Consider the following 22,398-nt stretch of genomic DNA (forward strand, 5'->3'; position numbering starts at 1 on the left):
CCCGCCGCGGACGCGGCGGACGGGGCGAGGACCGCAGCTCCGAGCGTCACAGCGAGCGCTGCGGCGACGGCGCGGACAGTGCGGACGAGCGGGCTTCTGGGGGACCGGCGCATGGCGTCACCATAGCGGCAGCACAGGGTGCCGCGCAGCATATCGGCAGAGGCCCCGGCGACCGCGAGAGGACGCCCCGATACGCTGGCACGATGACCTCGCCCATCAAGGACTTCTACGCGGTGATCCCCGCCGGCGGCATCGGCAGTCGGCTGTGGCCGCTCTCGCGCGCGGACGCCCCCAAGTTCCTGCACGACCTCACCGGCTCGGGCCACTCGCTGCTGCGCGACACCTGGGATCGTCTGGAGCCTCTCACCGGCCCCGATCGGATCGCCGTCGTCACCGGACGGGCTCACCGAGCCGCCGTCGAGGCGGAGCTTCCGGGCATCCACGATCTCAATGTCTTCCTGGAGTCGGAGCCGCGCGAGTCCGCTGCGGCCATCGGGCTCGCCGCCGCGATCCTGCAGCGCCGGGAACCCGATGTGATCATCGGCTCGTTCAGCGCCGATCACGTGATCCGCGGCACCCGTGTGTTCGAGTTCGCCGTCCGCGACGCCGTGGAGGTCGCCCGCGAGGGGTACATCTGCACGATCGGGATCGCCCCCACCGAGCCCGCGATCGGCTTCGGGTACATCAAGAAGGGGCCCGAGCTCGTGGTCGAGCGGGCCCGTGAGGCGGCACTGGTGGAGAGCTTCGTCGAGAAGCCCGACCTCGAGACCGCGCAGGCGTACCTCGCCGATCGCGGCTACCTCTGGAACGCGGGCATGTTCATCGCGAAGGCGAGCGTGCTGCTGGAAGAGCTCGCCGCGAACGAGCCGGAGCTCCACGCCGGGCTCCTCGAGCTCGCCGAGGCCTGGGACGATCGCGAGCTCCGCGGTCCGGCCGTCGACCGCATCTGGCCGCGCCTGAAGAAGATCGCCATCGACTACGCGGTCGCGGAGCCCGCCGCGCGGCGCGGCCGTCTCGCCGTCGTGCCCGGCCACTTCGACTGGGACGACGTCGGCGACTTCGCCTCGCTGACGAAGCTCATCCTCAACGGACGCAAGAACGATCTCGCCGTGCTCGGCCCGAACGCCCGTGTGCTGTCGGATGCCGCGAGCGGCATCCTGGTGAGCCAGACGTCGCGCGTGATCAGCCTGGTGGGCGTGCAGGACATCGTCGTCGTCGACACCCCCGACGCGCTGCTGGTCACCACGGTGCAGCATGCGCAGCGCGTGAAGGGCGTCGTCGAATCGCTCAAGCTCAACGGGCAGGGCGACGTGCTCTGATGAGCATGGGCCGATGCTCATCGGCTGTGTTGATTTCAGCTTTGTAACCATTCGCCAGCGCGTGCGGCGCGAGCATGCACAAAAGCTGAAACAGTAGGTAACTTTGAGCGATCCGCGAGGGCCGCGGTTCGTTGAGGGAGGCATCCGTTGACCATCTCCACCACCAAGAAGCTGCTGGGCGCGACCATCGCTGCTGGCGTCGTCTTCGCACTTGCCGGCTGCGGCCAGGCACCGGCCGCCGAGCCCGAGGGCTCCGGGGCGCCTGCTGATTCCGACTTCCTCCCCTGCCTCGTCTCTGACGCGGGCGGCTGGAACGACAAGTCGTTCAACCAGTCCGCCAAGGAGGGCATGGACAGTGCCGCCGACGAGCTGGGCGTCAAGCCGCTCGAGTTCGAGTCGACGACCGACAACGACTACGCGCCGAACCTCGAGACCGCCGTCTCCGAAGGCTGCTCGCTCATCGTCGCGGTCGGCTTCAAGCTGGCCGCCGCGACGGTCGAGTCCGCGCTCGCGAACCCGGAGCTCGACTACGCGATCATCGACGACTACGCGGACCTCGAGTTCGACGGCACGACCGACGCCCCGAACATCAAGCCCCTTGTCTTCGACACGGCACAGGCCGCCTACCTCGGTGGATACGCCGCGGCCGGATGGTCCGCGCAGAGCGGTGTGAACAAGGTCGGCACCTTCGGCGGCGGGCAGATCCCCTCCGTCGCGGTGTTCATGGACGGTTTCCAGCTCGGTATCGAGAAGTACAACGAGGACAAGTCCGCAGCGGTCGAGCTGTTCGGCTGGGACATCAACACGCAGGAGGGCTCCTTCACCGGTGGCTTCGATGCGAACGACAAGGCCAAGTCGACCGCGAAGAGCGTGCTCGACCAGGGCGTCGACGTGATCCTCCCCGTCGGCGGTCCGATCTATCAGAGCGCCGCCGCACAGATCGCGGACAGTGGCAAGGACGATGTGTTCATGATCGGAGTCGACAGCGACCTCGCCGTGGCCGACCCGAGCGTGGCCGACATCACCATGTTCTCGATCATGAAGGCGATCAACGTCGCCGTGCACGACACCGCCATCGCCGCCTCGACGGGCGACTTCGATCCGGCACCGTACGTCGGAACCCTCGAGAACGAGGGCGTGAAGCTCTCCGGCTTCGGCGACTTCGAGGGAAAGCTCCCGGACGGCCTGCTGGATGAGATCGCGGCGCTGCAGGAGCAGATCATCTCCGGCGACATCAAGGTGGAGTCGCAGAACTCCCCGTAAGTCGCAGCCGGTCCAAGTGCGGGGCGAGTGGTGAGCAGGATGCCACTCGCCCCGCACTGTGATCGGACGAAGGTCCTTCTCGACGACTCTTCTGGATAAGGTGCAGATATGAAGCTCGAACTTCGCGGCATCACCAAGCGATTCGGTTCTCTCGTGGCCAACGACCACATCGATCTCGTGGTCGAACCGGGACAGATCCACGCGCTGCTCGGTGAGAACGGTGCAGGGAAGTCCACCCTGATGAACGTCCTCTACGGCCTGTACCAGGCCGACGAGGGCGAGATCCTCCTCGACGACGTGGTGCAGCGCTTCCGCGGCCCCGGTGACGCGATGGCGGCCGGCATCGGCATGGTCCATCAGCACTTCATGCTCGTCCCGGTCTTCACCGTGGCCGAGAACGTGATGCTCGGCCACGAGCAGACCAAGGCCCTCGGCACGCTCGACATCGCGAAGGCGCGAGAGCACGTGCGATCTGTCGCCGCCCGGTTCGGGTTCGACATCGACCCCGATGCGCTCGTCGGCGACCTCCCCGTCGGCGTGCAGCAGCGCGTCGAGATCATCAAGGCGCTGTCCCGAGACGCCAAGGTGCTGGTGTTCGACGAGCCGACGGCCGTGCTCACCCCGCAGGAGACCGACGAGCTCATGGGCATCATGCGCCAGCTCCGCGACGAGGGAACGGCGATCGTCTTCATCACGCACAAGCTGCGCGAGGTGCGCGAGGTCGCCGACAAGATCACCATCGTCCGTCTCGGTCGTGTGGTGGGTGAGGCATCGCCCACGGCGACGAATGCCGAGCTGGCATCGCTCATGGTCGGACGCGCGGTCGAGCTCACGGTGCACAAGGACGCGCCCCGTATCGGCGACGGCGGACTCGAGGTGACCGGCCTGCGGGTGCTCACGCCCGCCGGTGCGATCGTCGTGGACGGCATCGACTTCGTGGTGCGACCCGGTGAGGTCCTCGCCATCGCGGGAGTGCAGGGCAACGGCCAGACGGAGCTCGTGGAAGCCATCGTCGGCCTCGCCGCCCGCGTGGAGGGGAGCATCACCCTCGACGGGAAAGAACTCGTCGGCAAGAGCGTGCGAGCGATCCTGGACGCCGGCGTCGGCTTCGTCCCCGAGGACCGCACCGAGGACGGGCTGGTCGCCGGCTTCTCCGTCGCCGAGAACCTGATCCTCGACCGCACCGCCGACCGTACGTTCAGCCGCGGCGGAACGATCCTGCGCGCTGTGCTCGACACGTTCGCGAAGGAGCGCATCCGCGAGTACGACATCCGCACGCAGGGGCCGGATACGCCGGCGGGCACGCTGTCCGGCGGCAACCAGCAGAAGGTGGTCATCGCGCGCGAGATGAGTCGCGAGCTGCGACTGCTGGTCGCCGCGCAGCCGACGCGCGGCGTCGACGTCGGCTCGATCGAATTCATCCACAAGAGGATCATCGAGACGCGCGACTCCGGCGTCCCCGTGATCGTCGTCTCCACCGAGCTCGACGAGGTCGCCGCCCTCGCCGACCGGATCGCGGTCATGTACCGCGGAGCGATCGTCGGCATCGTGCCCGGCGACACGCCCAGAGAGACACTCGGACTCATGATGGCCGGAGCGGCCGAAGGAGAGGTGGCGGCGTGAGCGGATCGACGCCCGGCGCGGGAGACGTGACCAAGGGCATCCCGCCGGAACAACTCGGCACACCCACCGGCACAGTGCCCCGGGACGCGTCCGATGTGCCGCCGCCCCCGCGCGGCAATGTCATCCTCAAGGAGATCCTTCGCGGAAGCGCGGTCACCACCGTGCTCGCGATCGTGCTCGCGCTGATCGTCGGCGGTATCCTCATCGCCCTCACCAACGAAGACGTGCAGGCGGCTTCCGTCTACTTCTTCGCCCAGCCCGGTGATACCTTCGCTGCCGTCTGGAACGCGGTGTACAACGGCTACGAGGCACTGGTTCGCGGCGCGATCTTCAATGCCCGCGGCGCGGACTTCGCGGCGCAGATCCGACCGTTGACGAACACCCTCGGATTCGCGGCGCCGCTGATCGCCGCGGGTCTCGGCGTTGCCCTGGCATTCCGCGTCGGGCTGTTCAACATCGGTGCGCGCGGCCAGATGCTCATCGGCGTCGCGGTCGCCGCGCTTCTCACGTTCTCGCTCGACCTTCCGATGTGGCTCCACATCCCGGTCACCCTGGTGGCCGGCATCGCGGGAGGTGCGCTGTGGGGCGCCATCGTCGGGCTCATCAAGGCGCGGACCGGTGCGCATGAAGTGATCCTCACGATCATGCTCAACTACATCGCCTACTACCTGCTGCTGTGGATGATCCGCACGCCGGCCCTGCTGCAGAAGCCCGGAACCAACCAGGCCCTCGGGTCTGCGACACCCGAATCGGCGCAGTTCCCCGAGCTGCTGGGGCCGCAGTTCCCCCTGCTGGACTTCGGATTCGTCCTCGTCATCGTGGCGACCCTGTTCGTGTGGTGGCTGATCGAACGATCGTCCCTCGGCATGCGCATGCGCGCGGTGGGCGAGAATCCGCACGCTGCGCGCGCCGCCGGCATCAGCGTGCAGCGCATCTACGTGTACGCGATGCTCTTCGCCGGGGCCCTCGCGGGACTCGCGGGTATGAATCAGCTGCAGGGAGCGGTCACCACCGGAGTCACCGAGACGATCGATGCCGGCATCGGATTCGACGCGATCACTGTCGCTCTCCTCGGCCGCAGCCGCGCGTGGGGAACGTTCGCCGCCGGCATCCTGTTCGGCGCGCTCAAGGCCGGCTCCTTCTCCATGCAGGCGCAGGACATCCCGGTCGACATCGTCCTCGTCGTGCAGTCCCTGGTCGTGCTCTTCATCGCCGCACCGCCGCTGCTGCGCACGGTGTTCTTCCTCCCCAAGACCGACATCGAGAAGGCGGCCCGGCTGCGAGCCAAGGCCGCGAAGAAGGCGGTGACGGCATGACGTCGCTCGTGCAAACCGAAGCCGCAGACGGCACCGTGCAGCTCGCGACCGTGAAGCAGCGGCATCTCAAGGCGCCGATCACTCTGGCAGCCGCCACCGTGCTCCTCGCGTTGCTGTTCCTGCTGGTGCCGCGCGAGGGTACGAGCACGTTCCGTCTCTCGGACCAGTCCTCCGCGCTCGCCCTGCCCGATGTGGCCTTGCCGACGGTGTCGACCTTCTGGGTCGTGTTCGGGTTCCTCGTCGTGCAGACGGTCGGCGCCTTCCTCCGTGCCTGGACGTATCGGAAGCCTTCGCTCTGGCTCGTGGTCGCCTACAGCGTGCTGGCCGTCTTCGGGTTCCTCGTCTGGGCCTCGGCCGGCGGTCTCGTCCCGGTGACCAGCCTGCTCTTCGGGGCGGTGTCGCTGTCGGTGCCCCTCGTGTTCGGCGCCCTGGGCGGCGTCATCGGCGAGCGTGCCGGCGTCGTGAACGTCGCGATCGAGGGCCAGCTGCTCCTCGGCGCCTTCTCGGCGGCGCTGCTGTCCAGCATCACCGGGAACCCGTTCGTCGGCCTGGTCGGCGCGATGATCGGCGGGGTCCTCGTCGCGAGCGTGCTCGCCGCCTTCGCGATCAAGTACCTCGTCGAGCAGGTCATCGTCGGTGTCGTGCTCAACGTGCTGGTCGCCGGTCTGACCGGGTTCCTCTACGGTGCACTGCTCGCGCCGAACGAGGCCGCCCTGAACACGGCTGCGCGGTTCCCGCGCGTCAAGATCCCCCTGCTGAGTGAGATCCCGATCATCGGCCCCGTGCTCTTCAACCAGACGTTCATCGGGTATCTGATGTTCATCACCGTCGCGGTCGTCGCGTGGGGGCTGTACCGCACCCGTTGGGGTCTGCGCCTTCGCGCCGTGGGAGAGCACCCGCAGGCCGCGGACACCGTCGGCATCAAGGTCAACCCGACCCGGTTCTGGAATGTGCTGCTCGCCGGTGCGATCGCCGGCATGGGCGGCGCCTACTTCACGCTGGTCTCCGTGCCCCAGTTCGGCAAGGACATGACGGCGGGGCTCGGCTTCATCGCCCTCGCCGCCGTGATCTTCGGCCGCTGGGACCCGATTCGCGCGACGCTGGCGGCGCTCCTGTTCGGTTTCGCGACGAACCTGCAGAACCTGCTGTCGATCCTGAAGACGCCCATCCCGGGCGAGTTCATGCTGATGCTGCCCTACGTGGTGACGCTGCTGGCGGTCGCCGGGTTCGCCGGGCAGATCAAGGCGCCTGCCGCAGACGGCAAGCCCTACATCAAGTCCTAGGCCTGTCGAGAAAAGGGATCATCGCCATGACAGACATCGACTGGGACGAGCTCCGTCAGGTCGCCACCGACGCCATGACCAAGGCGTACGCGCCGTATTCGCGTTATCGCGTGGGAGCGGCGGCTCTCGTCGGCGACGGTCGCATCGTCGCCGGCTGCAACGTCGAGAACGCCTCCTACGGCGTGACGCTGTGCGCGGAGTGCGCTCTCGTCGGCGACCTGCACATGTCAGGCGGCGGCCAGCTCGTCGCCTTCGTGTGCGTCAACAACGACGGGCAGACGATCATGCCGTGCGGCCGCTGCCGCCAGCTGCTCTTCGAGCACGCGATGCCCGGGATGCTGCTGGAGACGGTCTCCGGCATCCGCACGATCGACGAGGTGCTGCCCGACGCGTTCGGACCCCGCGATCTGGAGGATGCACGATGACCGTCGAGCCCTACGACGCGGTCGATGTCATCCGCGCCAAGCGCGACGGCGGCGCCGTTCCCGAGAAGGCGCTGCGGTGGATGGTCGACGCCTACACCCGCGGCTACGTCTCCGATGCGCAGATGGCGTCGTTCTCGATGGCGATCTTCCAGCGCGGCATGGAGCGCGACGAGATCCGTGTCCTGACCGATGCGATGATCGCCTCGGGGGAGCGGATGAGCTTCGCCGCCCTCGGCAAGAAGACGGTCGACAAGCACTCCACGGGCGGCGTCGGCGACAAGATCACCCTCCCGCTCGCTCCGCTCGTCGCCTCGTTCGGGGTCGCCGTTCCGCAGCTGAGCGGTCGAGGTCTCGGGCACACCGGCGGCACACTCGACAAGCTCGAGTCGATCCCCGGCTGGCGCGCGGCGCTCAGCAACGAGGAGATGTTCGCGCAGATGCAGGGCGACGTCGGCGCGGTCATCTGCGCCGCGGGCTCCGGGCTGGCTCCCGCGGACAAGAAGCTGTACGCCCTCCGCGACGTGACGGGTACCGTCGAGGCGATCCCGCTGATCGCGTCGAGCATCATGTCGAAGAAGATCGCCGAGGGCACGGACGCCCTCGTGCTCGATGTGAAGTTCGGCTCCGGCGCCTTCATGCAGGACATCGACCGCGCCCGGGAGCTGGCCCGCACGATGGTCGCCCTCGGCACCGACTCGGGCGTGGCGACGACGGCGCTGCTCACCGACATGAACGTGCCTCTCGGATTCGCTATCGGCAATGCCAACGAAGTGCGCGAATCGGTGGAGGTCCTCGCCGGCGGCGGACCCGCCGATGTGCGGACGCTGACCATCGCTCTCGCCCAGGAGATGCTCGCCCTGGCGGGGAAGCCGGATGCCGACGTGGAGGCCGCGCTCGACGACGGTCGCGCGATGGACACCTGGAAGGCGATGATCCGCGCGCAGGACGGCGACCCGGACGCCCCGCTGCCCACCGCCCGCGAGACGCATGTCGTCACGGCGCCGACCGACGGCGTCGTCACCCGCATGGACGCCCTGCCGTTCGGCATCGCCGCCTGGCGCCTCGGCGCCGGTCGCGCTCGCGCCGAGGACCCGGTGATCTTCGAGGCGGGCATCGACCTGCACGCCAAGCCCGGGGATCGCGTGGATGCCGGGCAGCCGCTGTTCACGCTGTCCGCCGCCGACGAGGCCCGGTTCCCGCGCGCACTCGAGGCGCTCGAGGGCTCCTGGGCGATCGGAGATCACGCCCCGGAGGCGGGGCCGATCGTGCGAGAGCGCATCACGGCCTGACGCGCGACCGCTAGCCTGAACTGAGCACTTCCGCGACCGAGAGGATCACCATGTCGATCGATGCGAACGGCGACGTCACCATCCAGGGGATCTCCCTCCGCAGCCTGCCGAAGGTGTCGCTGCACGACCACCTCGACGGCGCGCTGCGACCCGCCACGATCATCGAGCTGGCGGATGCCATCGGCCTCGACGTGCCCGAGTCGAACCCGAAGGCTCTCGGCACGTGGTTCGCCAAGAAGAGCGATTCCGGCTCGCTGGTCGAGTATCTGAAGACGTTCGATCTGACCACCGCGGTGATGCAGACCCAAGAGGGGCTCACGCGTGTCGCGCGCGAGTTCGTGCAGGACCTCGCCGCGGACGGCGTGATCTACGGCGAGGTGCGCTGGGCGCCCGAGCAGCACCTTTCTCGCGGTCTCACGCTGGAGCAGACCGTCGAGGCCGTGCAGCAGGGCATCGAGGAGGGCGAGGACGCCGCAGACCGGGATGGGCGCAGCATCCGCGTCGGTCAGCTGATCACGGCGATGCGGCACACCGACCGGTCGCTGGAGATCGCAGAGCTCGCCGTCGACTTCCGGGGTCGCGGGGCCGTGGGCTTCGACATCGCCGGCCCCGAGGACGGCTTCCCACCCTCGAATCACCGCAAGGCGTTCGACTTCCTCGCAGAGAACTTCTTCCCCGTGACCGTGCATGCCGGTGAGGCGGCGGGACCCGCGTCGATCCGCTCGGCGCTGCTCGATGGTCGCGCGCTGCGCCTCGGGCACGGCGTGCGCATCGCCGAGGACCTCCAGGTCGTCACCCAGGAGGGCGACGAGGTGCAGGTGCAGTTCGGTGAGCTGGCCCGCTGGGTGCGCGACCGCGAGATCCCGCTCGAGCTGTCGCCGTCGTCGAACCTGCAGACGGGAGCGATCGCGGCGTGGGGCACCACCCTCGCCGACCACCCGTTCGATCTGCTGTACCAGCTCGGCTTCGCGGTGACGGTCAACGTCGACAACCGGACGATGAGCGCCACCTCGCTCACCCGCGAGCTCGCGCTCCTCGTCGAGGCCTTCGAGTACGACCTCGACGACCTCGAGACGTTCCAGTTCAATGCGGCTGCGGCCGCCTTCCTCCCGGTCGAGGAGCGGGAAGAGCTCGTCGAGATGATCGCCGACGGCTTCGACATCTGACGCCGGTGTCCGGGGGGAACAGACGTCGGGCGAGCAGGGTCGCCTTCATCGTGAGCGCTGCCGTCGTCGTGCTGGGTGGTGCGGCGGTCGCCGTCTTCGTCTGGCTCAACGGCGCATCCGCCGGGCAGGGGCCCCAGGCCGCGCCGTCTCCGTCTCCGTCGGCGTCGCCGACGCCGACGCCCACGCCGCTCACTCCGGTGGAGCAGCTCCTCGAGGGCGCCGACGACCCGCTGGCCTGCGCGGTGTCCTTCGTCGGCGATGGGATCGCTCTGGAGCCGATGCTGCAGTGGCAGAACGGGCTCTACGCCGGACTTCCGATCCCCGCGCAGGACGGCCTCGTGTTCGCGGGCTGGTATCCCTCATCCGCGGATGCCGCGGCGTTCACGTCGACCGCGCGCATCAACGGCGCCGACCCCGTGAGCTGCACGGACCAGCAGATCGAACTCCACGGCGCCTGGAAGACGCCGGAGGAGAACGTCGCCGAGAACACACAGGTGCCGATCCTGATGTACCACCAGTTCACCACCAACCCCGAGGGCGAGTCAGGGTGGCTGCGCGGGAACTACGCGTACATCGGCGACTTCGATGCGCAGATGAACCACATCGCCACGACCGGCTTCTACCTGCCCACCTGGGATGAGCTGAGCGCCTTCATCGACGGCCGGCTGTACCTCCCGGCGCGCTCGGTGATCATCACCGACGATGACGCCGATCAGAGCTGGTTCGATCTCGCCGCGCCGGTGGTGGAGAAGTACCAGCTGCTCACGACCTCGTTCATGATCACGGCCTACCGCACCGACCCGCCGCCGTCGATCTACGTCCTCCGCCGCTCGCACACCCATGACATGCATCAGGCCGGGGCCAACGGACAGGGGCGCATCGTCAACTGGACGGTCGATGAGATCGCCGCCGATCTCAACATGTCGGGCGACCTCCTCGGCGTGCGCGAGGTCATCGCCTATCCGTTCGGTCACTACAACGACACCGCGAAGCAGGGCGTCCTGCAGGCGGGCTACGAGATGGCGCGCACGATCGAGCCGGGCTACGTCGGGATCGGCACCGACAAGCTGGCGCTCCCCGTCGTGCGCATCGACTACGGGATGGGGCTGGACGCGCTGGTCACGCGCATCGGCTGACGGGTCAGCGAGGGAGGCCGTCGAGGAAGGTCCCGACGAGCTCGGTGACATCGGCGTGCATCGCCTCCATCGAGATCGTCGGCGTGCCGTCGCCCGCCTGCGGCCCGTAGTCGCCGAAGGAGGCATGGGAGGCGCCGTCGATCTCGACCATCTCCGCGTCGCCAGGGAGCTGATCGCGCGCGGCGTCGATCTTCTCCGGCGTGGACAGTCCGTCCTCGCTCCCCGCGAGGCTCAGGACGGGAAGATCCGTCGCGGAGAGGTCGGTCGCGCAGTACGAGCCGAACAGCACGAGGGCATCGGCGTCGGCGGCGAGCTGGCAGGCGCGGACACCGCCGAGCGAGTGTCCGCCCACGCTCCAGACGTCGACGTCGGGGGCGGCGGATGTGAACGAGTCCAGTCCGCGCGGATCGAAGAAGGCGAGGTTCAGCCACGGGCGGGTGATCACGACGGTGACCCCGTCTTCGGCGAGGCCCTGCAGGATGGCGGCGTAGGCCCAGGGGTCGACCTTCGCGCCGGGGATGAAGACCAGGCCGCGGCCGGACTCGCCGTCAGCGGGGGAGAGCACGATCCCCTGCTCGGCGTCCTCCACGGCGATGGCGCTGTTCGCCCTCACATCGGCGAGGGGCTCGGGCTCCGCACCCATGACGCCGATCTGGCTCCACCCGATGACGCCGCCGATGCCCAGCAGGACCACGATCCCGAGACTCCAGAGGATCCCTTTCAGGACGCGACGACCCCGCTTCTTCTGCACGACTCTCACGCTACTCCGCGGCGCGAGCGATACCGGACGAAGCGACGACACCGGGGTGGGTCGTCAGATACTCCTCGAACGCCTCGCGCGTCGTTCGCGTCGGGACGTAGCCGAACTCCTCCTTCAGCCTGGTGTTGGCCAGCACCGGACGATAGCGGAGGAAGGGGACCTTCTCGGGGCCGTGCTCGGTGAGGCGCAGCATCCGCCCGAGCCGCAGCGCCGCGGCCAGCGCCCAGGCCGGGAGCACGAGCTGGCCCTTGCCCAGACGTGCCGCGATCTCCCGGACCGTCAGCCGTCCGTCGCCGGCGACGTTGAAGATGCCTGTCGGGCCGTCGGTCGCGGCTCTCGCCATGGCGGCGGCGACGTCGTCGACCCAGATGAACACGAAGGGTGATTCGGAGCCGGCGATGCGGAGGACCCGACGGCCGTCCCAGAGAGCGGTGATCTGGTTGCGCACGGTCGGGCCGAGGATCGTGCCGATGCGGAGCACGACCTGTTCGAGATCCGGATGCGTCGTGCGGTGCTCGGCGAGCATCTCCTCGACCAGCCGTTTGTGGCGCGCGTACGGGAAGGCGTCGTTTCCGCGGAGCGGTTGATCCTCATCGATCCAGTCCGGGTTGTCGGCGTGGTACCCGTACGCCGCGCCGGAGCTGGACACCACGATCCGGCGCACACCGGCGGTGACGCACGCCGCCAGCACGTTCGCCGAGCCCGTCACATCCACGCGGTACTCGAGGTCGACGTCTCGACCGGGATCGACGATCGCGGCGAGATGCACCACGGTGTCGATGCGATGTTCGAGCAGCAGGGGAGCGACGGCGGCGGAGTCCGTGACGTCCAGAACGGCGTCGACGATGCCCGCACGCGCGCTGCCGGTTCGCACATCGGCCGACACGACGAGTTCGACATCGTCTCTGGCCGCCAGAGCGCGGGCGACGTGGGATCCGAGGAAGCCCCCGCCGCCCGTGATCAGCACGCGCGTCATGGGGCGGCCTCGCTCATGCTGCGTCCGCTCGCGTCTCCTGTCGCGGATCCCGTGCGCCGCTTCGTGTGCCTCGCCCACAGGCCGGCGACGATCAGACCGGCGATGATGTCCCAGATGCCCCACCACCCCGCGACGATCGCCATGCCGCCCAGCCCGTCGAAGAAGAGGAACACCAGACCGAGACCGAGACCCGCATTGCGGATGCCGACCTCGAAGGTCATCGCCTTGCGTTCCCGCGTGCCGAGTCCGCCGACGACCGCTGTGCCGTAGCCGAGCGCGAGGGCGACGGCGTCGTGCACCGTCACCACCAGGAGGATCACGCCGAGCACCTGCACGAACACCGACCAGTTGCCGACCAGCGCGGCGACGATGAAGCCGAGCAGCGCGATGAGGCTGAACCACTTCACGAAGGGCTGCACGCGCTCCGAGAATCCGGGAGCCTTCGCTCGCAGGAGCAGCCCGAGTGCGAAGGGGAGCCCGACGATGAGCAGGATCTCGAGCAGCATCCGCCAGGGATCGAGCGCCACTTCGCGCAGCAGCATGCGAGCGGTCGGATGCAGCGACCCCCAGAACGTGATGCTGAGCGGCATCGCGACGATGTAGACCAGGTTGCCGACCGCGGTCAGGGAGACCGACAGTGCGACATTGCCGCCGGCGCGATGGGTGAGCACCTGCGAGATGTTGCCCGGCGGGCAGCAGGCCACCAGCAGCATGCCGAGCGCCATCGACGGCGCGACCGGCAGCACCAGCGTCAGCAGGAACGTGGCGATCGGCAGCAGGAGCAGCTGGGCGAGGATCGCGATCACGAAGGGCTTCGGATGCTTCGCCACGACACGGAAGTCACGGGGCGAGGTGTCGAGCGCGATGCCGAACATGATCAGTCCGAGCACGACGTTCAGGATGGTGAGCGTGCCCGGGGTGAACGAGAGGACGACGTCGTCGACGTTCACGCCGTCGCCTCCAGTGCGGCCTTCTCGCGGCGGACGGCGCCGCGGTAGGCGTCCTTATTGACGTAGTACGCCATCCGGTCGAGCCCGAGGTAGTGGTATCCGCCCGTCAGGTCGGGCCAGGGCGCGCCGGTCACCCGGTCGCGGAACCGCGCAGCGCGCGCCGGATCGTGCTCGACCGCCTCGAGGTACGTCGCGAGCAGGTCGGCCTGTTCATACCGTCCCTGCCAGCCGATGCCCGACGCCTCGATCATGCCCATGACATACAGGCCGTTGAACGACGAGGGGAAGACGTTGAGGAACAGGCGCGGCGAGGCGCCGCGCCAGTGCAGGTGCTGCCGGTCCACGAACGGGTAGTCGAGCGTGTAGCCCGTGGCGAGCAGCACGAGGTCGTAGTCGTCGGCGCTGCCGTCGCGGAAGCGCACGGTGTGTCCGTCGAAGCGCTCGACGTCGGGGCGGATCCGCAGATCGCCCTGGCCGAGGTGGTTCAGCACCATCGTGTTCACGATCGGATGGGACTCGTAGATGCGGTAGTCGGGCTTCGGGAACCCGAAGCGCACCGGGTCGCCGGTGAACGCCCGCAGCACGCGGCTGTCGACGGCCTGCTTGATCCGCGCGGGCAGGGGACGGCCCTGATTGAGGGTGTCGCTGGGGCGGCCGAACAGGTAGCGGGGCACGAAGTAGTACCCGCGCCGCACGCTCATGTCGACGGATGCCGCGTGGTGCACGGCATCCACGGCGATGTCGCAGCCCGAATTGCCCGCGCCGATCAGCAGCACCCGCTTGCCCGTCAGCTGTTCGGGCGATTTGTAGGCACTGGTGTGCAGCAGCTCGCCGGAGAATTCGCCGGGGAACGTCGGGATGTTCGGCTCGGCGAGCGTGCCGTTCGCGAGCACCACTCCCGCGTACCACCGCGTCTGCTCGCCGTCGGGGCCGGTGCTGGTGAGATCCCAGCCGCCGTCACGCGGCTCGAGACGGGTGACATTCGTGTCGAAGCGGAACAGCTCGGCGAGGCCGAAGTGCTCGGCGTAATCGTGGAAGTACTCCCGGAGCACGCGGTGGCCCGGGTAGTCGGTCCGGGAGCGCATCGGGAACTCGGTGAACTCGGTCGTCGTGCGGGAGGAGATCAGGTGTGCCGACTCGTACATCGTGCTGCGCGGGTTGGTGATGTCCCAGAGGCCGCCGACCCCGTGCGAGGCCTCGTACCCGTCGACCACGATGCCGCGCTTCTGCAGCGCGCGCGCCGCGGCCAGTCCGGACGGTCCGGCGCCGATCACGGCGTATCTGCTCATGCTGCTCCCTGCACGTCCTTGCACGTCTCTGTGCTCGAGAAAACGCCCCCGCCCCGATCGTAACGGGTGGGCGGGGGCGTCTCGGCTCGACGCGGGATCAGGCGTCGCGGAGCGCTCGCTGGCGCGTCTCGACGGCGTCGCGCACCGCGGAGAAGAGCGGATGCTCGGGGTCGAGCCCGGTGGTGACCTCGGTGAAGGCCCTGGCCTCCTCCGAACGCAGCAGCCGTTGCAACTCGACGGACTGCTCATCGTCGGCGTCGTCGAACTCGAGCGCGGCGGCGACGGCCGCGACCAGGGCATCCGTCGACAATCCTCGTTCGGCGGCCATGGCGGCGGGGCCGATGAACCGCTCGTTCCGCGAGATCTTCCGCAGCGGCTGACGACCGACACGCTGCACCGTGTCGATCAGCGCGGGGTTGCGGAACCTGTCGAGGATCTTCGCCCGATACGCGGCGAGATCATCGGGATCCAGCCCGTGCTCGGCGACGAGGACCGCCGAGGTCTCCTCCAGAGCGGCCGACACGCGAGCGGCGATGTCGGAGTCAGCCAGGGCCTCCGAGATGCGCTCGACGCCCGCGCGTGCCCCGAAGTACGCCGTCGCGGCATGCCCCGTGTTCACGGTGAAGAGCTTGCGCTCGATGAACGGGGCGAGGTCGCCCACGAAGTGCGCACCGGGGATGCGGGGGAGCGACCCTCCGAACGGCCCCGATTCGATGGCCCACTCGAAGTAGGGCTCGACCGTGACGTCCACACCGCCGTCGGCGGGCTGCGCGGGCACGATGCGGTCGACGGCGGTGTTCGCGAACACGGCGCGCGACAGCAGGTCCCCGACATCCACTCCGGCCGCGGCCTGGATCTCCGTGCGCAGCAGGTCCGTCGCGCCGATCGCGTTCTCGCAGGCCATCACCTGCAACGGTGCGGCATCCGGGGAGCGCTGGGCGAGACCCGCGACGATCGCCGGGGCGACGAAGCGCAGCACCGTCGGGCCGACCGCCGTCGTCACCACGTCGGCCGTCGCGATCTCCCGCGTGAGAGCGTCCGGGTCCGTGCGGCTGTTGACCGCACGGAACCCGGTCACGACGTGGTCCACGCCGCCGGGACCCGCCTCGTGCACGGTGTACTCGTCGACCGCGTTGATGGCTTCCACGAGGGCGTCGGCGACGTCGGAGAACACGACCTCGTAGCCGCCCTCGTGCAGCAGAAGACCCACGAACCCGCGGCCGATGTTGCCGGCCCCGAAGTGGACCGCCTTCATTCCTCCGTCACCGCTCATCAGTCGTTGACGGCGGAGAGCAGGGCGAACAGCTCGTCCGGGGTCTGGGCGGCGTTCAGCTTCGCGACGTCGTCGTCGTCGGAGAAGAGGATCGCGATCTGCGAGAGGATCTCGAGATGCTCGTCGCCGCGACCGGCGATGCCGATCACGAACGTCGCGGGCTCGCCCGCCCAGTCGACGCCGCCGTCGTAGCGGACCACCGACAGGGCGGAGCCGAGGATCGCGTCCTTCGTCTCGTTCGTGCCGTGCGGGATCGCGAGACCGTTGCCCATGTAGGTCGAGACCGTCTCCTCGCGCTGACGCATCGCGTCGACGTACGCGGGAGTGACGGCGCCCGCCGAGACGAGGATGTCGGTGGCCTCCTGGAGGGCGGCCTCCTGGGTGCTGCTGCCGGAGTGGATGCGGACCTGGCCGAGGGTCAGAACGCTCATGGGGTTTCCTTTCGCTGCTCGCGCACCATCTCGACGACCTCTTCATACTGCGGCGCGTTCATGAAGTTGTCGACGGACACGTGGATCGAGTTCGGCGACTGGGACTTCGCACGATCGGTCAGCTGCTGCTGCGTGATCACGAGGTCCGCCGTGCCGTCGAGGTTCGCGATCGCCTGGTTCGTCACGGTGATGCCGTCGACCCCGGCCTTCTTGAACTTGTTGCGGAGGACGCTGGCGCCCATCGCGGACGAGCCCATGCCGGCGTCGCAGGCGAACACCACGTTCTCGATCTTGCGGTCCGTCGCGACGCCGCCCGCGGTGGAGCCCGCGGCCGCCTGGGCAGCCAGACCGCTCAGCGCGTCGGAGGACTTGCCCTTGTTGGCCGTGGTCTGAGCGACCGCCGCAGCGAAGGCGTCCTCCTTGGCGAGGTCCTTCTTGCGGCTCGCGCGCAGGATGATCATCGAGATGATGAAGGTGACCGCCGCCGACAGGATGACCGAGAGGATGACCCCCAGGTAATCGGTGCGGAACGTCTGCCCGAGAACGGCGATGATGCTTCCTGGCGCGGCCGGCGCGATCAGTCCGGTTCCGAAGAGCATGTTCGTGGTGACACCGGTCATGCCTCCCGCGATCAGGGCGATGATCAGCACGGGCTTCATCAGCGCGAACGGGAAGTACACCTCGTGGATTCCGCCGACGAACTGGATGACGGCGGCGCCGGGAGCCGACGCGCGCGCCGCACCGATGCCGAAGATCGTGAACGCGAGGAGCAGGCCGACGCCGGGGCCGGGGTTCGCCTCGAGGAGGAAGAGGATCGACTTGCCGCTCTCGGCCGCCTGCTGCGTGCCGAGCGGGGTGAGTACACCGTGGTTGATCGCGTTGTTCAGGAAGAACACCTTGGCCGGCTCGATGAGGATGCTCGTCAGGGGCAGGAGATTCGTCTCGACGAGCCAGTTGACCGCGGTGGACAGCACGTTCATCAGACCGTTGACGAGCCACGCGACCGGGTAGAACCCGATGACGACCAGGACGAAGCCCCAGATGCCGGCCGAGAACATGTTGACGAGCATCTCGAAGCCCGCCCTGATCTTGCCGTCCCACAGCGAGTCGAGCCACTTCATCGAATAGGCGGCCAGTGGCGCCATGATCATCGCGCCGATGAACATGTGGATCTGTCCGAGCTGGTTGTCGGCCGGGAGGGTCGCGTTCACCTGTGCGATCAGGTAGTCCGACCCGGCAATCGCACCCATCACTGCGATGGCGGCCACGACGCCGCCTCGGGTCTTGTAGACGATCGTCCCGCCCGTGTAGGCAATGATGATCGGCAGCAGGTAGTGGATGATCGGGCCGACGAGGGTCGCCAGCTGTTCGTTCGGCGTCCAGCCCACCGGGATGAAGAATGCGGTGATGATCCCCCACGCGATGAGCGCGGGGATGTTGGGCATGATCATTCCGGACAGGAACGTGCCGAAGCGCTGCACGCCCGTTCGGAGGCCGCCGGATTTCGTGGCGGCAGGTGACGTCGTCGTCATGATGTCGTCTCTTTCTTGTGAGGGGGGAGTTCCGCGGCGAGCGTCGCCACGGCCTTTCGGGCAGAAGCCGCGTCATCGGCGGCGAGGGCCGCCTCGGCGAGGCCGCGGGCTTCGTCGAGGGTGCGTCCGGAGAGGGTGAGCCGTACGTCCGCGAGGGCGGACGGCGCCATCGACAGGCTGGTGGCGCCGAGCCCGACGAGCACGACGGCCAGCAGCGGATCGGCGGCTGCCTCGCCGCAGATGCCCACCGGCTTGCCCAGACGGGCACCCGCCGCGCCGACCTCGCGTACCAGGCGGAGGACCGCTGGATGCCACGGGTCCTGGAACCCGGCCACCGAGCCGAGCAGGCGGTCGGCGGCCATCGTGTACTGGGTCAGGTCGTTCGTCCCGATCGACGCGAAGTCGGCATGCGCGAGCACGCGATCCGCGAGCAGGGCGCTCGACGGGACCTCGACCATCACGCCGGCGGTCTTCAGACCGTACTCACGGGCCAGGGCCGTGAAGTAGACGGTCTCCTCGACGGTCGCCACCATCGGGGCCATGACCCAGAGGTCGGCCTCGGTCGTGGCATCCGCTTCCGCGAGAGCGGTGAGCTGCTCGCGCAGGATGTCTTCGCTGGCACGCAGCGCGCGGATCCCACGCAGACCGAGAGCGGGATTCTCCTCGTGCGCGTCGTTGAGGAACGCGAGCGGCTTGTCGGCACCGGCGTCCAGGACCCGCACGACGACCTTCTTGCCGGGGAACGCGGCCAGGAGCTCCCGGTACGCCTCCCGCTGCTGGCTGACCGTCGGAGCCTGGGCGGATGACAGGAACAGGAACTCAGTGCGGAAGAGCCCGACGCCCTCGGCCCCCCGTTCGACCGCATCGGCCGCGTCCGCGGGTTTCCCCAGGTTCGCCAGCAGCGCGATCGGCGTGCCGTCGGCGAGGGCGCCGGGAGTCAGTGGTGCAGCATCGGCCGACATGCGAGCGGCCGCGCGCTGTGCGGCGCGGTCCTTCTCCTCCGTCGTCGGGTCGGTCGTCACGACGCCCGCGGCCGCGTCGACGATCACCGTCTCGCCGTTCTCGAGCGTGAAGCCGTCGGCGACGCCGACGATCGCGACGATGCCCTTCTCTCGCGCGAGGATCGCCGTGTGAGAGGTCGGACCGCCGTCGACCGTGATCAGCCCCAGCACCTGGTCGAGGTCGAGCAGGGCCGTGTCGGCGGGGGCGAGGTCGCGCGCCACCAGCACGAACGGATGCCCCGGGTCGGGGACTCCGGGTGCATCGACGCCGCGCAGGCGGGCGAGCACCCGCTGAGCGATGTCGTCGAGATCGGCGGCGCGCTCGCCGAGGTAGCCGCCGACGGCCTCGAGGGTCGCACGGAACCCGGCGAAGGCGTCGTGCACGGCCCACTCGGCCGTCGCACCTGCGTCGATCCGGCCGTCGACCTCGTCCTGCAGCGTCGGGTCCTCGGCGATCATCGCCTGCGCCTCGAGCACCTCCTGCGCCGAACCGCCGGCGGTCTCGCCGCGCGCGTTCAGCTCCTGCGCGACGACCGAGATGGCCTCGCGCACCCTGGCACGCTCCGCCTCGGCGCCGATCGTGCTCGGGGAGTCGTCGGGCGCGGGCACGGGCTCCGTCATACGGATGACCGGGCCCTGGGCGACGCCCAGGCCGATGCCCACACCGCGCAGCTCGCTCATCCGGCGGCGTCCTGGTCGTGGTCGGTCGTGAGCAGTTCGGTGAGCGTGTCCAGCACGCCTTCGGCGCCGTCGCCGTCCGCGGTCAGGGTGACGTAGTCGCCGTATTCGACGGCGAGCGAGATGACCCCGAGGATGCTGGCGGCGTTGACCGGCTTGCCCGAGTCCTTCGCGATCGTGACGGTGAGGCCCGACTCCTTCGCGGCCTGTGCGAAGAGCTTGGCCGGACGCGCGTGCAATCCGTGGGAGGAGCCGATCCGAACGGTGCGTGTGGCGGTCATGATGTTCCTTTCGGGGTGTTCCTGAGGTCGGCGAGGAAGGATCGTGCGAACTCGAGCGTGAGAGCCCCGTCGCGGTCCGCGAACACATCGTCCGGGAGCACGGCGACGGGAGAGTGCGCGTGCTCGCGGATCGTGTCCAGGCGGTCTGCGAGATGGGGACCGACCAGGATCAGGTCGTGGTCGCTCCCCGAGACGGAGTGCTCCATACCGGCCGATGCCTCCCAGTCGAGCCCGGCATGGGACGCTGCCCGCCGGAGTCGCTGGGCGACGAACGTGCTCGACGCACCGGCGCCGCACACCACGAGGATCCTCATCGATTCCACCTTCCTGAGAACAGTCTGTGAACCATCGGCCGGCTGCGCCAACAGGTTCCTTTCCGCCCCCGCGGAACAGCGGCTTCCGCGCGCGGGCACCCCGGTAGCTGACATCATGGAGGTCACGCCAGGACAGTGCAGTCAGCACGTGGGGAAGTCGGAGGGATCATGTCGCGACAGCGTCAGGACCAGCTCCTCTCCACCCTGCTCCGGCAGGAGGGCTGGGCGACGGCCGCGACCCTCGCCGACGTTCTCGGGGTCACGCCGCGCAGCATCCGCTCGTACGTCGCCGCGCTGAACGCCCGGACCCCGGGCGCCGGGGTGATCGAGTCGGGACCCGCGGGGTACCGCGCCGGACCCGGTGCGCGCGGCGCGATCCGCATGAGGCAGACGGGGGAGTCCGCGCCCCGCGATCGCCTGCATGCGCTCGTGCGCACCCTGCTCGACCTGCCGGCGGGGATCGACGTTTTCGACACCGCCGATGAGCTGCACGTCAGCGAGGCGACCCTGGAGGCGGACCTGGTGCGGGTGCGCGGCCTGCTCGACGGCACCGACCTCACCCTGGAGCGGGATCGCGAGACCGTGCGGCTGCGGGGGAACGAGGCCGCCCAGCGGCGGCTGCTCAGCCGGCTGGCGCACGACGAGATGGACGACGCGTCGTTCCATCCGGAGACCTTCCGTCGGGCGCTCTCCGGCAGCGCCGTCGCCGCGCACGCCGTCGGGCCGTTCAAGACCGCACTGGTGCGCGAGCTCGGCGAGCTGGGCTACTACGTCAACGAGCTCGCGATCGCCGACGTGCTGCTGCACATCGCGATCGCGGCGGAGCGGGTCGCCGCCGGTCACGCGCTCGACTCCTCGCCGGCCGGCGCCAGGGAGGAGATCCCTCGAGTGGGCGCCGTCATCGCGCGGCTGGCGGCGGAGAACTTCGATGTCGTGCTCGGCGAGGGCGACAGCAGCCATCTCGCGTCCCTGGTGCTCACGCGCATCGTCGCTCCGGGGGAGGACGCCACCCGCGATGTCGCGCGCAGCGGCGTGGATCCCGAGGTCGAGGCGGCCGTGCGCGCCGAGATCGCACGGGCGGCCGACGACTATCAGGTCGATCTCGTCGACGAGACCTTCGTGCTCCGCCTCGCGCTCCACGTGCAGAACCTGCTGCGTCGTGCGGAGGAGAGCGCCCTGACGCGCAACCCGCTCACCCGCTCCCTCAAGACGACCTACCCGATGATCTTCGAGGTCGCCGTCTCGATCGCCAGCGGACTGCACGACCGTGTCGGAACGCCGATCCACGACGACGAGATCGCGTACATCGCGATGCACGTCGGTGGGCGCCTCGAGCGCAGCCGGAAGGCCGAGTCCATCCTGACCGCGACGATCGTGTGCCCCGGCTACTACGAGCTGCACGAGCTGCTGCGCTCCAGCGTCGACCGTTCGCTGGGGTCGGCGATCGAGGTGACGAGCGTCGTCACCAACGTCGACCCCGACTGGGCGTCGTTCGACACCGATCTGGTTCTCAGCACGATCGAGCCCGGGTCGTCGGGCGACCGCTTCGTGCGCATCCAGCCCTTCCTGACCGACGCCGACGTCGACCGCATCCAGCAGGCCGCGGCGCGCGTCCGCCGCGGTCGTCGGCTCACGAGACTGCGCGGCGAGCTCGCCCGGTACTTCCACCCGGAGGCGTACGTCTTCCCGCTGCCGGACGAGGGCGAGGAGGCGATCATCCGCCGCCTGGGCGGGCTGCTCATCGATGTCGGACTGATCGGCGAGGACTACGTCGAGAACACGATCGTGCGCGAGCGGATGTCGTCCACCGCGTTCACCGACGCCTTGGCCGTGCCGCATGCACTGCAGATGACCGCCACGCGCACCGCGATCGCGATCGGGGTCACCGACGGCTCGGCGGCGTGGGGCGACGGGCGCGTGCAGGTCGTCGCGCTCGCGGCCTTCAGCGAGAGCGACCGTGCCGCTTTCCAGACCGTGTTCGAGCAGCTCGTCGAGGTGTTCAGCGAACGCGAGAGCGTGCAGCGGATCGTCCGCCGGGGCACGACCTTCGAAGCCTTCCTCGACGAGCTCGTCGCCGTCATCGACGGCTGAGC

20 protein-coding genes are annotated in these 22,398 nt (G+C 69.1%); 10 read left to right on the top strand and 10 right to left on the bottom strand.

What is annotated here, in order from left to right; translation table 11 throughout:
* Positions 1 to 203 precede the first annotated feature (203 nt).
* The 9 genes from DW306_RS02155 to DW306_RS02195 all read left to right on the top strand — a co-directional run bounded on the left by DW306_RS02155 (position 204) and on the right by DW306_RS02195 (position 10,820).
* Positions 204 to 1,319 carry a mannose-1-phosphate guanylyltransferase gene (locus DW306_RS02155; RefSeq protein WP_136054003.1) on the top strand — a complete coding sequence of 372 codons (1,116 nt, stop codon included), beginning with the start codon at positions 204 to 206 and terminating at the stop codon, positions 1,317 to 1,319.
* 147 nt (positions 1,320 to 1,466) lie between these two features.
* Entirely contained in the window at positions 1,467 to 2,582 is a 1,116-nt protein-coding gene (locus tag DW306_RS02160) for a BMP family ABC transporter substrate-binding protein (protein WP_136054004.1), read from the top strand.
* A gap of 108 nt (positions 2,583 to 2,690) precedes the next feature.
* Positions 2,691 to 4,205 (top strand): ABC transporter ATP-binding protein, encoded by a 1,515-nt coding sequence (locus DW306_RS02165; RefSeq protein WP_136054005.1) that lies wholly within the window; start codon positions 2,691 to 2,693, stop codon positions 4,203 to 4,205.
* Positions 4,202 to 5,521 carry an ABC transporter permease gene (locus DW306_RS02170; RefSeq protein WP_136054006.1) on the top strand — a complete coding sequence of 440 codons (1,320 nt, stop codon included), beginning with the start codon at positions 4,202 to 4,204 and terminating at the stop codon, positions 5,519 to 5,521. The genes DW306_RS02165 and DW306_RS02170 overlap by 4 nt, the downstream gene beginning before the upstream one ends.
* On the top strand, positions 5,518 to 6,804 hold the full coding sequence (locus DW306_RS02175; RefSeq protein WP_136054007.1) for an ABC transporter permease: 1,287 nt from the start codon (positions 5,518 to 5,520) through the stop codon (positions 6,802 to 6,804). The genes DW306_RS02170 and DW306_RS02175 overlap by 4 nt, the downstream gene beginning before the upstream one ends.
* Before the next feature lie 26 nt (positions 6,805 to 6,830).
* On the top strand, positions 6,831 to 7,229 hold the full coding sequence (locus DW306_RS02180; protein ID WP_046012982.1) for a cytidine deaminase: 399 nt from the start codon (positions 6,831 to 6,833) through the stop codon (positions 7,227 to 7,229).
* A complete protein-coding gene (locus DW306_RS02185; RefSeq protein ID WP_136054008.1) occupies positions 7,226 to 8,518 on the top strand; it encodes a thymidine phosphorylase in 1,293 nt (430 codons plus the stop codon). Before DW306_RS02180 ends, DW306_RS02185 begins: the two co-directional genes overlap by 4 nt.
* Positions 8,519 to 8,568: 50 nt before the next feature.
* On the top strand, positions 8,569 to 9,684 hold the full coding sequence (locus DW306_RS02190; protein ID WP_136054009.1) for an adenosine deaminase: 1,116 nt from the start codon (positions 8,569 to 8,571) through the stop codon (positions 9,682 to 9,684).
* 50 nt (positions 9,685 to 9,734) lie between these two features.
* Positions 9,735 to 10,820, top strand: a complete 1,086-nt coding sequence (locus DW306_RS02195) for a polysaccharide deacetylase family protein (protein WP_240747020.1) — start codon at positions 9,735 to 9,737, stop codon at positions 10,818 to 10,820.
* 4 nt (positions 10,821 to 10,824) lie between these two features.
* Here the strand turns inward: DW306_RS02195 and DW306_RS02200 are convergent, their stop codons facing one another.
* The 10 genes from DW306_RS02200 to DW306_RS02245 all read right to left on the bottom strand — a co-directional run bounded on the left by DW306_RS02200 (position 10,825) and on the right by DW306_RS02245 (position 20,305).
* A complete protein-coding gene (locus DW306_RS02200) occupies positions 10,825 to 11,571 on the bottom strand; it encodes an alpha/beta hydrolase (protein ID WP_168429202.1) in 747 nt (248 codons plus the stop codon).
* A 10-nt stretch (positions 11,572 to 11,581) separates the two neighbouring features.
* Positions 11,582 to 12,556 (bottom strand): NAD-dependent epimerase/dehydratase family protein, encoded by a 975-nt coding sequence (locus DW306_RS02205; RefSeq protein WP_136054011.1) that lies wholly within the window; start codon positions 12,554 to 12,556, stop codon positions 11,582 to 11,584.
* On the bottom strand, positions 12,553 to 13,506 hold the full coding sequence (locus DW306_RS02210) for a bile acid:sodium symporter family protein (RefSeq protein ID WP_136054012.1): 954 nt from the start codon (positions 13,504 to 13,506) through the stop codon (positions 12,553 to 12,555). The genes DW306_RS02205 and DW306_RS02210 overlap by 4 nt, the downstream gene beginning before the upstream one ends.
* Positions 13,503 to 14,795, bottom strand: a complete 1,293-nt coding sequence (locus tag DW306_RS02215; protein ID WP_136054013.1) for an NAD(P)/FAD-dependent oxidoreductase — start codon at positions 14,793 to 14,795, stop codon at positions 13,503 to 13,505. Before DW306_RS02215 ends, DW306_RS02210 begins: the two co-directional genes overlap by 4 nt.
* 97 nt (positions 14,796 to 14,892) lie before the next feature.
* Positions 14,893 to 16,050 carry a mannitol-1-phosphate 5-dehydrogenase gene (locus tag DW306_RS02220; RefSeq protein WP_136054014.1) on the bottom strand — a complete coding sequence of 386 codons (1,158 nt, stop codon included), beginning with the start codon at positions 16,048 to 16,050 and terminating at the stop codon, positions 14,893 to 14,895.
* A gap of 17 nt (positions 16,051 to 16,067) precedes the next feature.
* On the bottom strand, positions 16,068 to 16,499 hold the full coding sequence (locus DW306_RS02225) for a PTS sugar transporter subunit IIA (RefSeq protein WP_136054015.1): 432 nt from the start codon (positions 16,497 to 16,499) through the stop codon (positions 16,068 to 16,070).
* Complete coding sequence (locus tag DW306_RS02230) at positions 16,496 to 18,031, bottom strand: PTS mannitol transporter subunit IICB (RefSeq protein WP_136054016.1); 1,536 nt, start codon at positions 18,029 to 18,031, stop codon at positions 16,496 to 16,498. Before DW306_RS02230 ends, DW306_RS02225 begins: the two co-directional genes overlap by 4 nt.
* The gene (gene ptsP / locus DW306_RS02235) at positions 18,028 to 19,713 is read right to left on the bottom strand and encodes a phosphoenolpyruvate--protein phosphotransferase (RefSeq protein ID WP_136054017.1); all 1,686 of its coding nucleotides are present in this window, start codon (positions 19,711 to 19,713) and stop codon (positions 18,028 to 18,030) included. Before ptsP ends, DW306_RS02230 begins: the two co-directional genes overlap by 4 nt.
* Positions 19,710 to 19,991 carry an HPr family phosphocarrier protein gene (locus DW306_RS02240; protein ID WP_136054018.1) on the bottom strand — a complete coding sequence of 94 codons (282 nt, stop codon included), beginning with the start codon at positions 19,989 to 19,991 and terminating at the stop codon, positions 19,710 to 19,712. The genes ptsP and DW306_RS02240 overlap by 4 nt, the downstream gene beginning before the upstream one ends.
* On the bottom strand, positions 19,988 to 20,305 hold the full coding sequence (locus DW306_RS02245) for a hypothetical protein (protein ID WP_136054019.1): 318 nt from the start codon (positions 20,303 to 20,305) through the stop codon (positions 19,988 to 19,990). The genes DW306_RS02240 and DW306_RS02245 overlap by 4 nt, the downstream gene beginning before the upstream one ends.
* A 168-nt stretch (positions 20,306 to 20,473) precedes the next feature.
* Here DW306_RS02245 and DW306_RS02250 point away from each other — a divergent pair, with 168 nt between their 5' ends.
* Positions 20,474 to 22,396, top strand: coding sequence for a PRD domain-containing protein (locus tag DW306_RS02250; protein ID WP_136054020.1), 1,923 nt, complete (start codon positions 20,474 to 20,476; stop codon positions 22,394 to 22,396).
* Positions 22,397 to 22,398 lie beyond the last annotated feature (2 nt).

The sequence above is a fragment of the Microbacterium sp. K24 genome (genome assembly GCF_004794465.1).
In the GTDB taxonomy this organism is placed as follows: domain Bacteria; phylum Actinomycetota; class Actinomycetes; order Actinomycetales; family Microbacteriaceae; genus Microbacterium.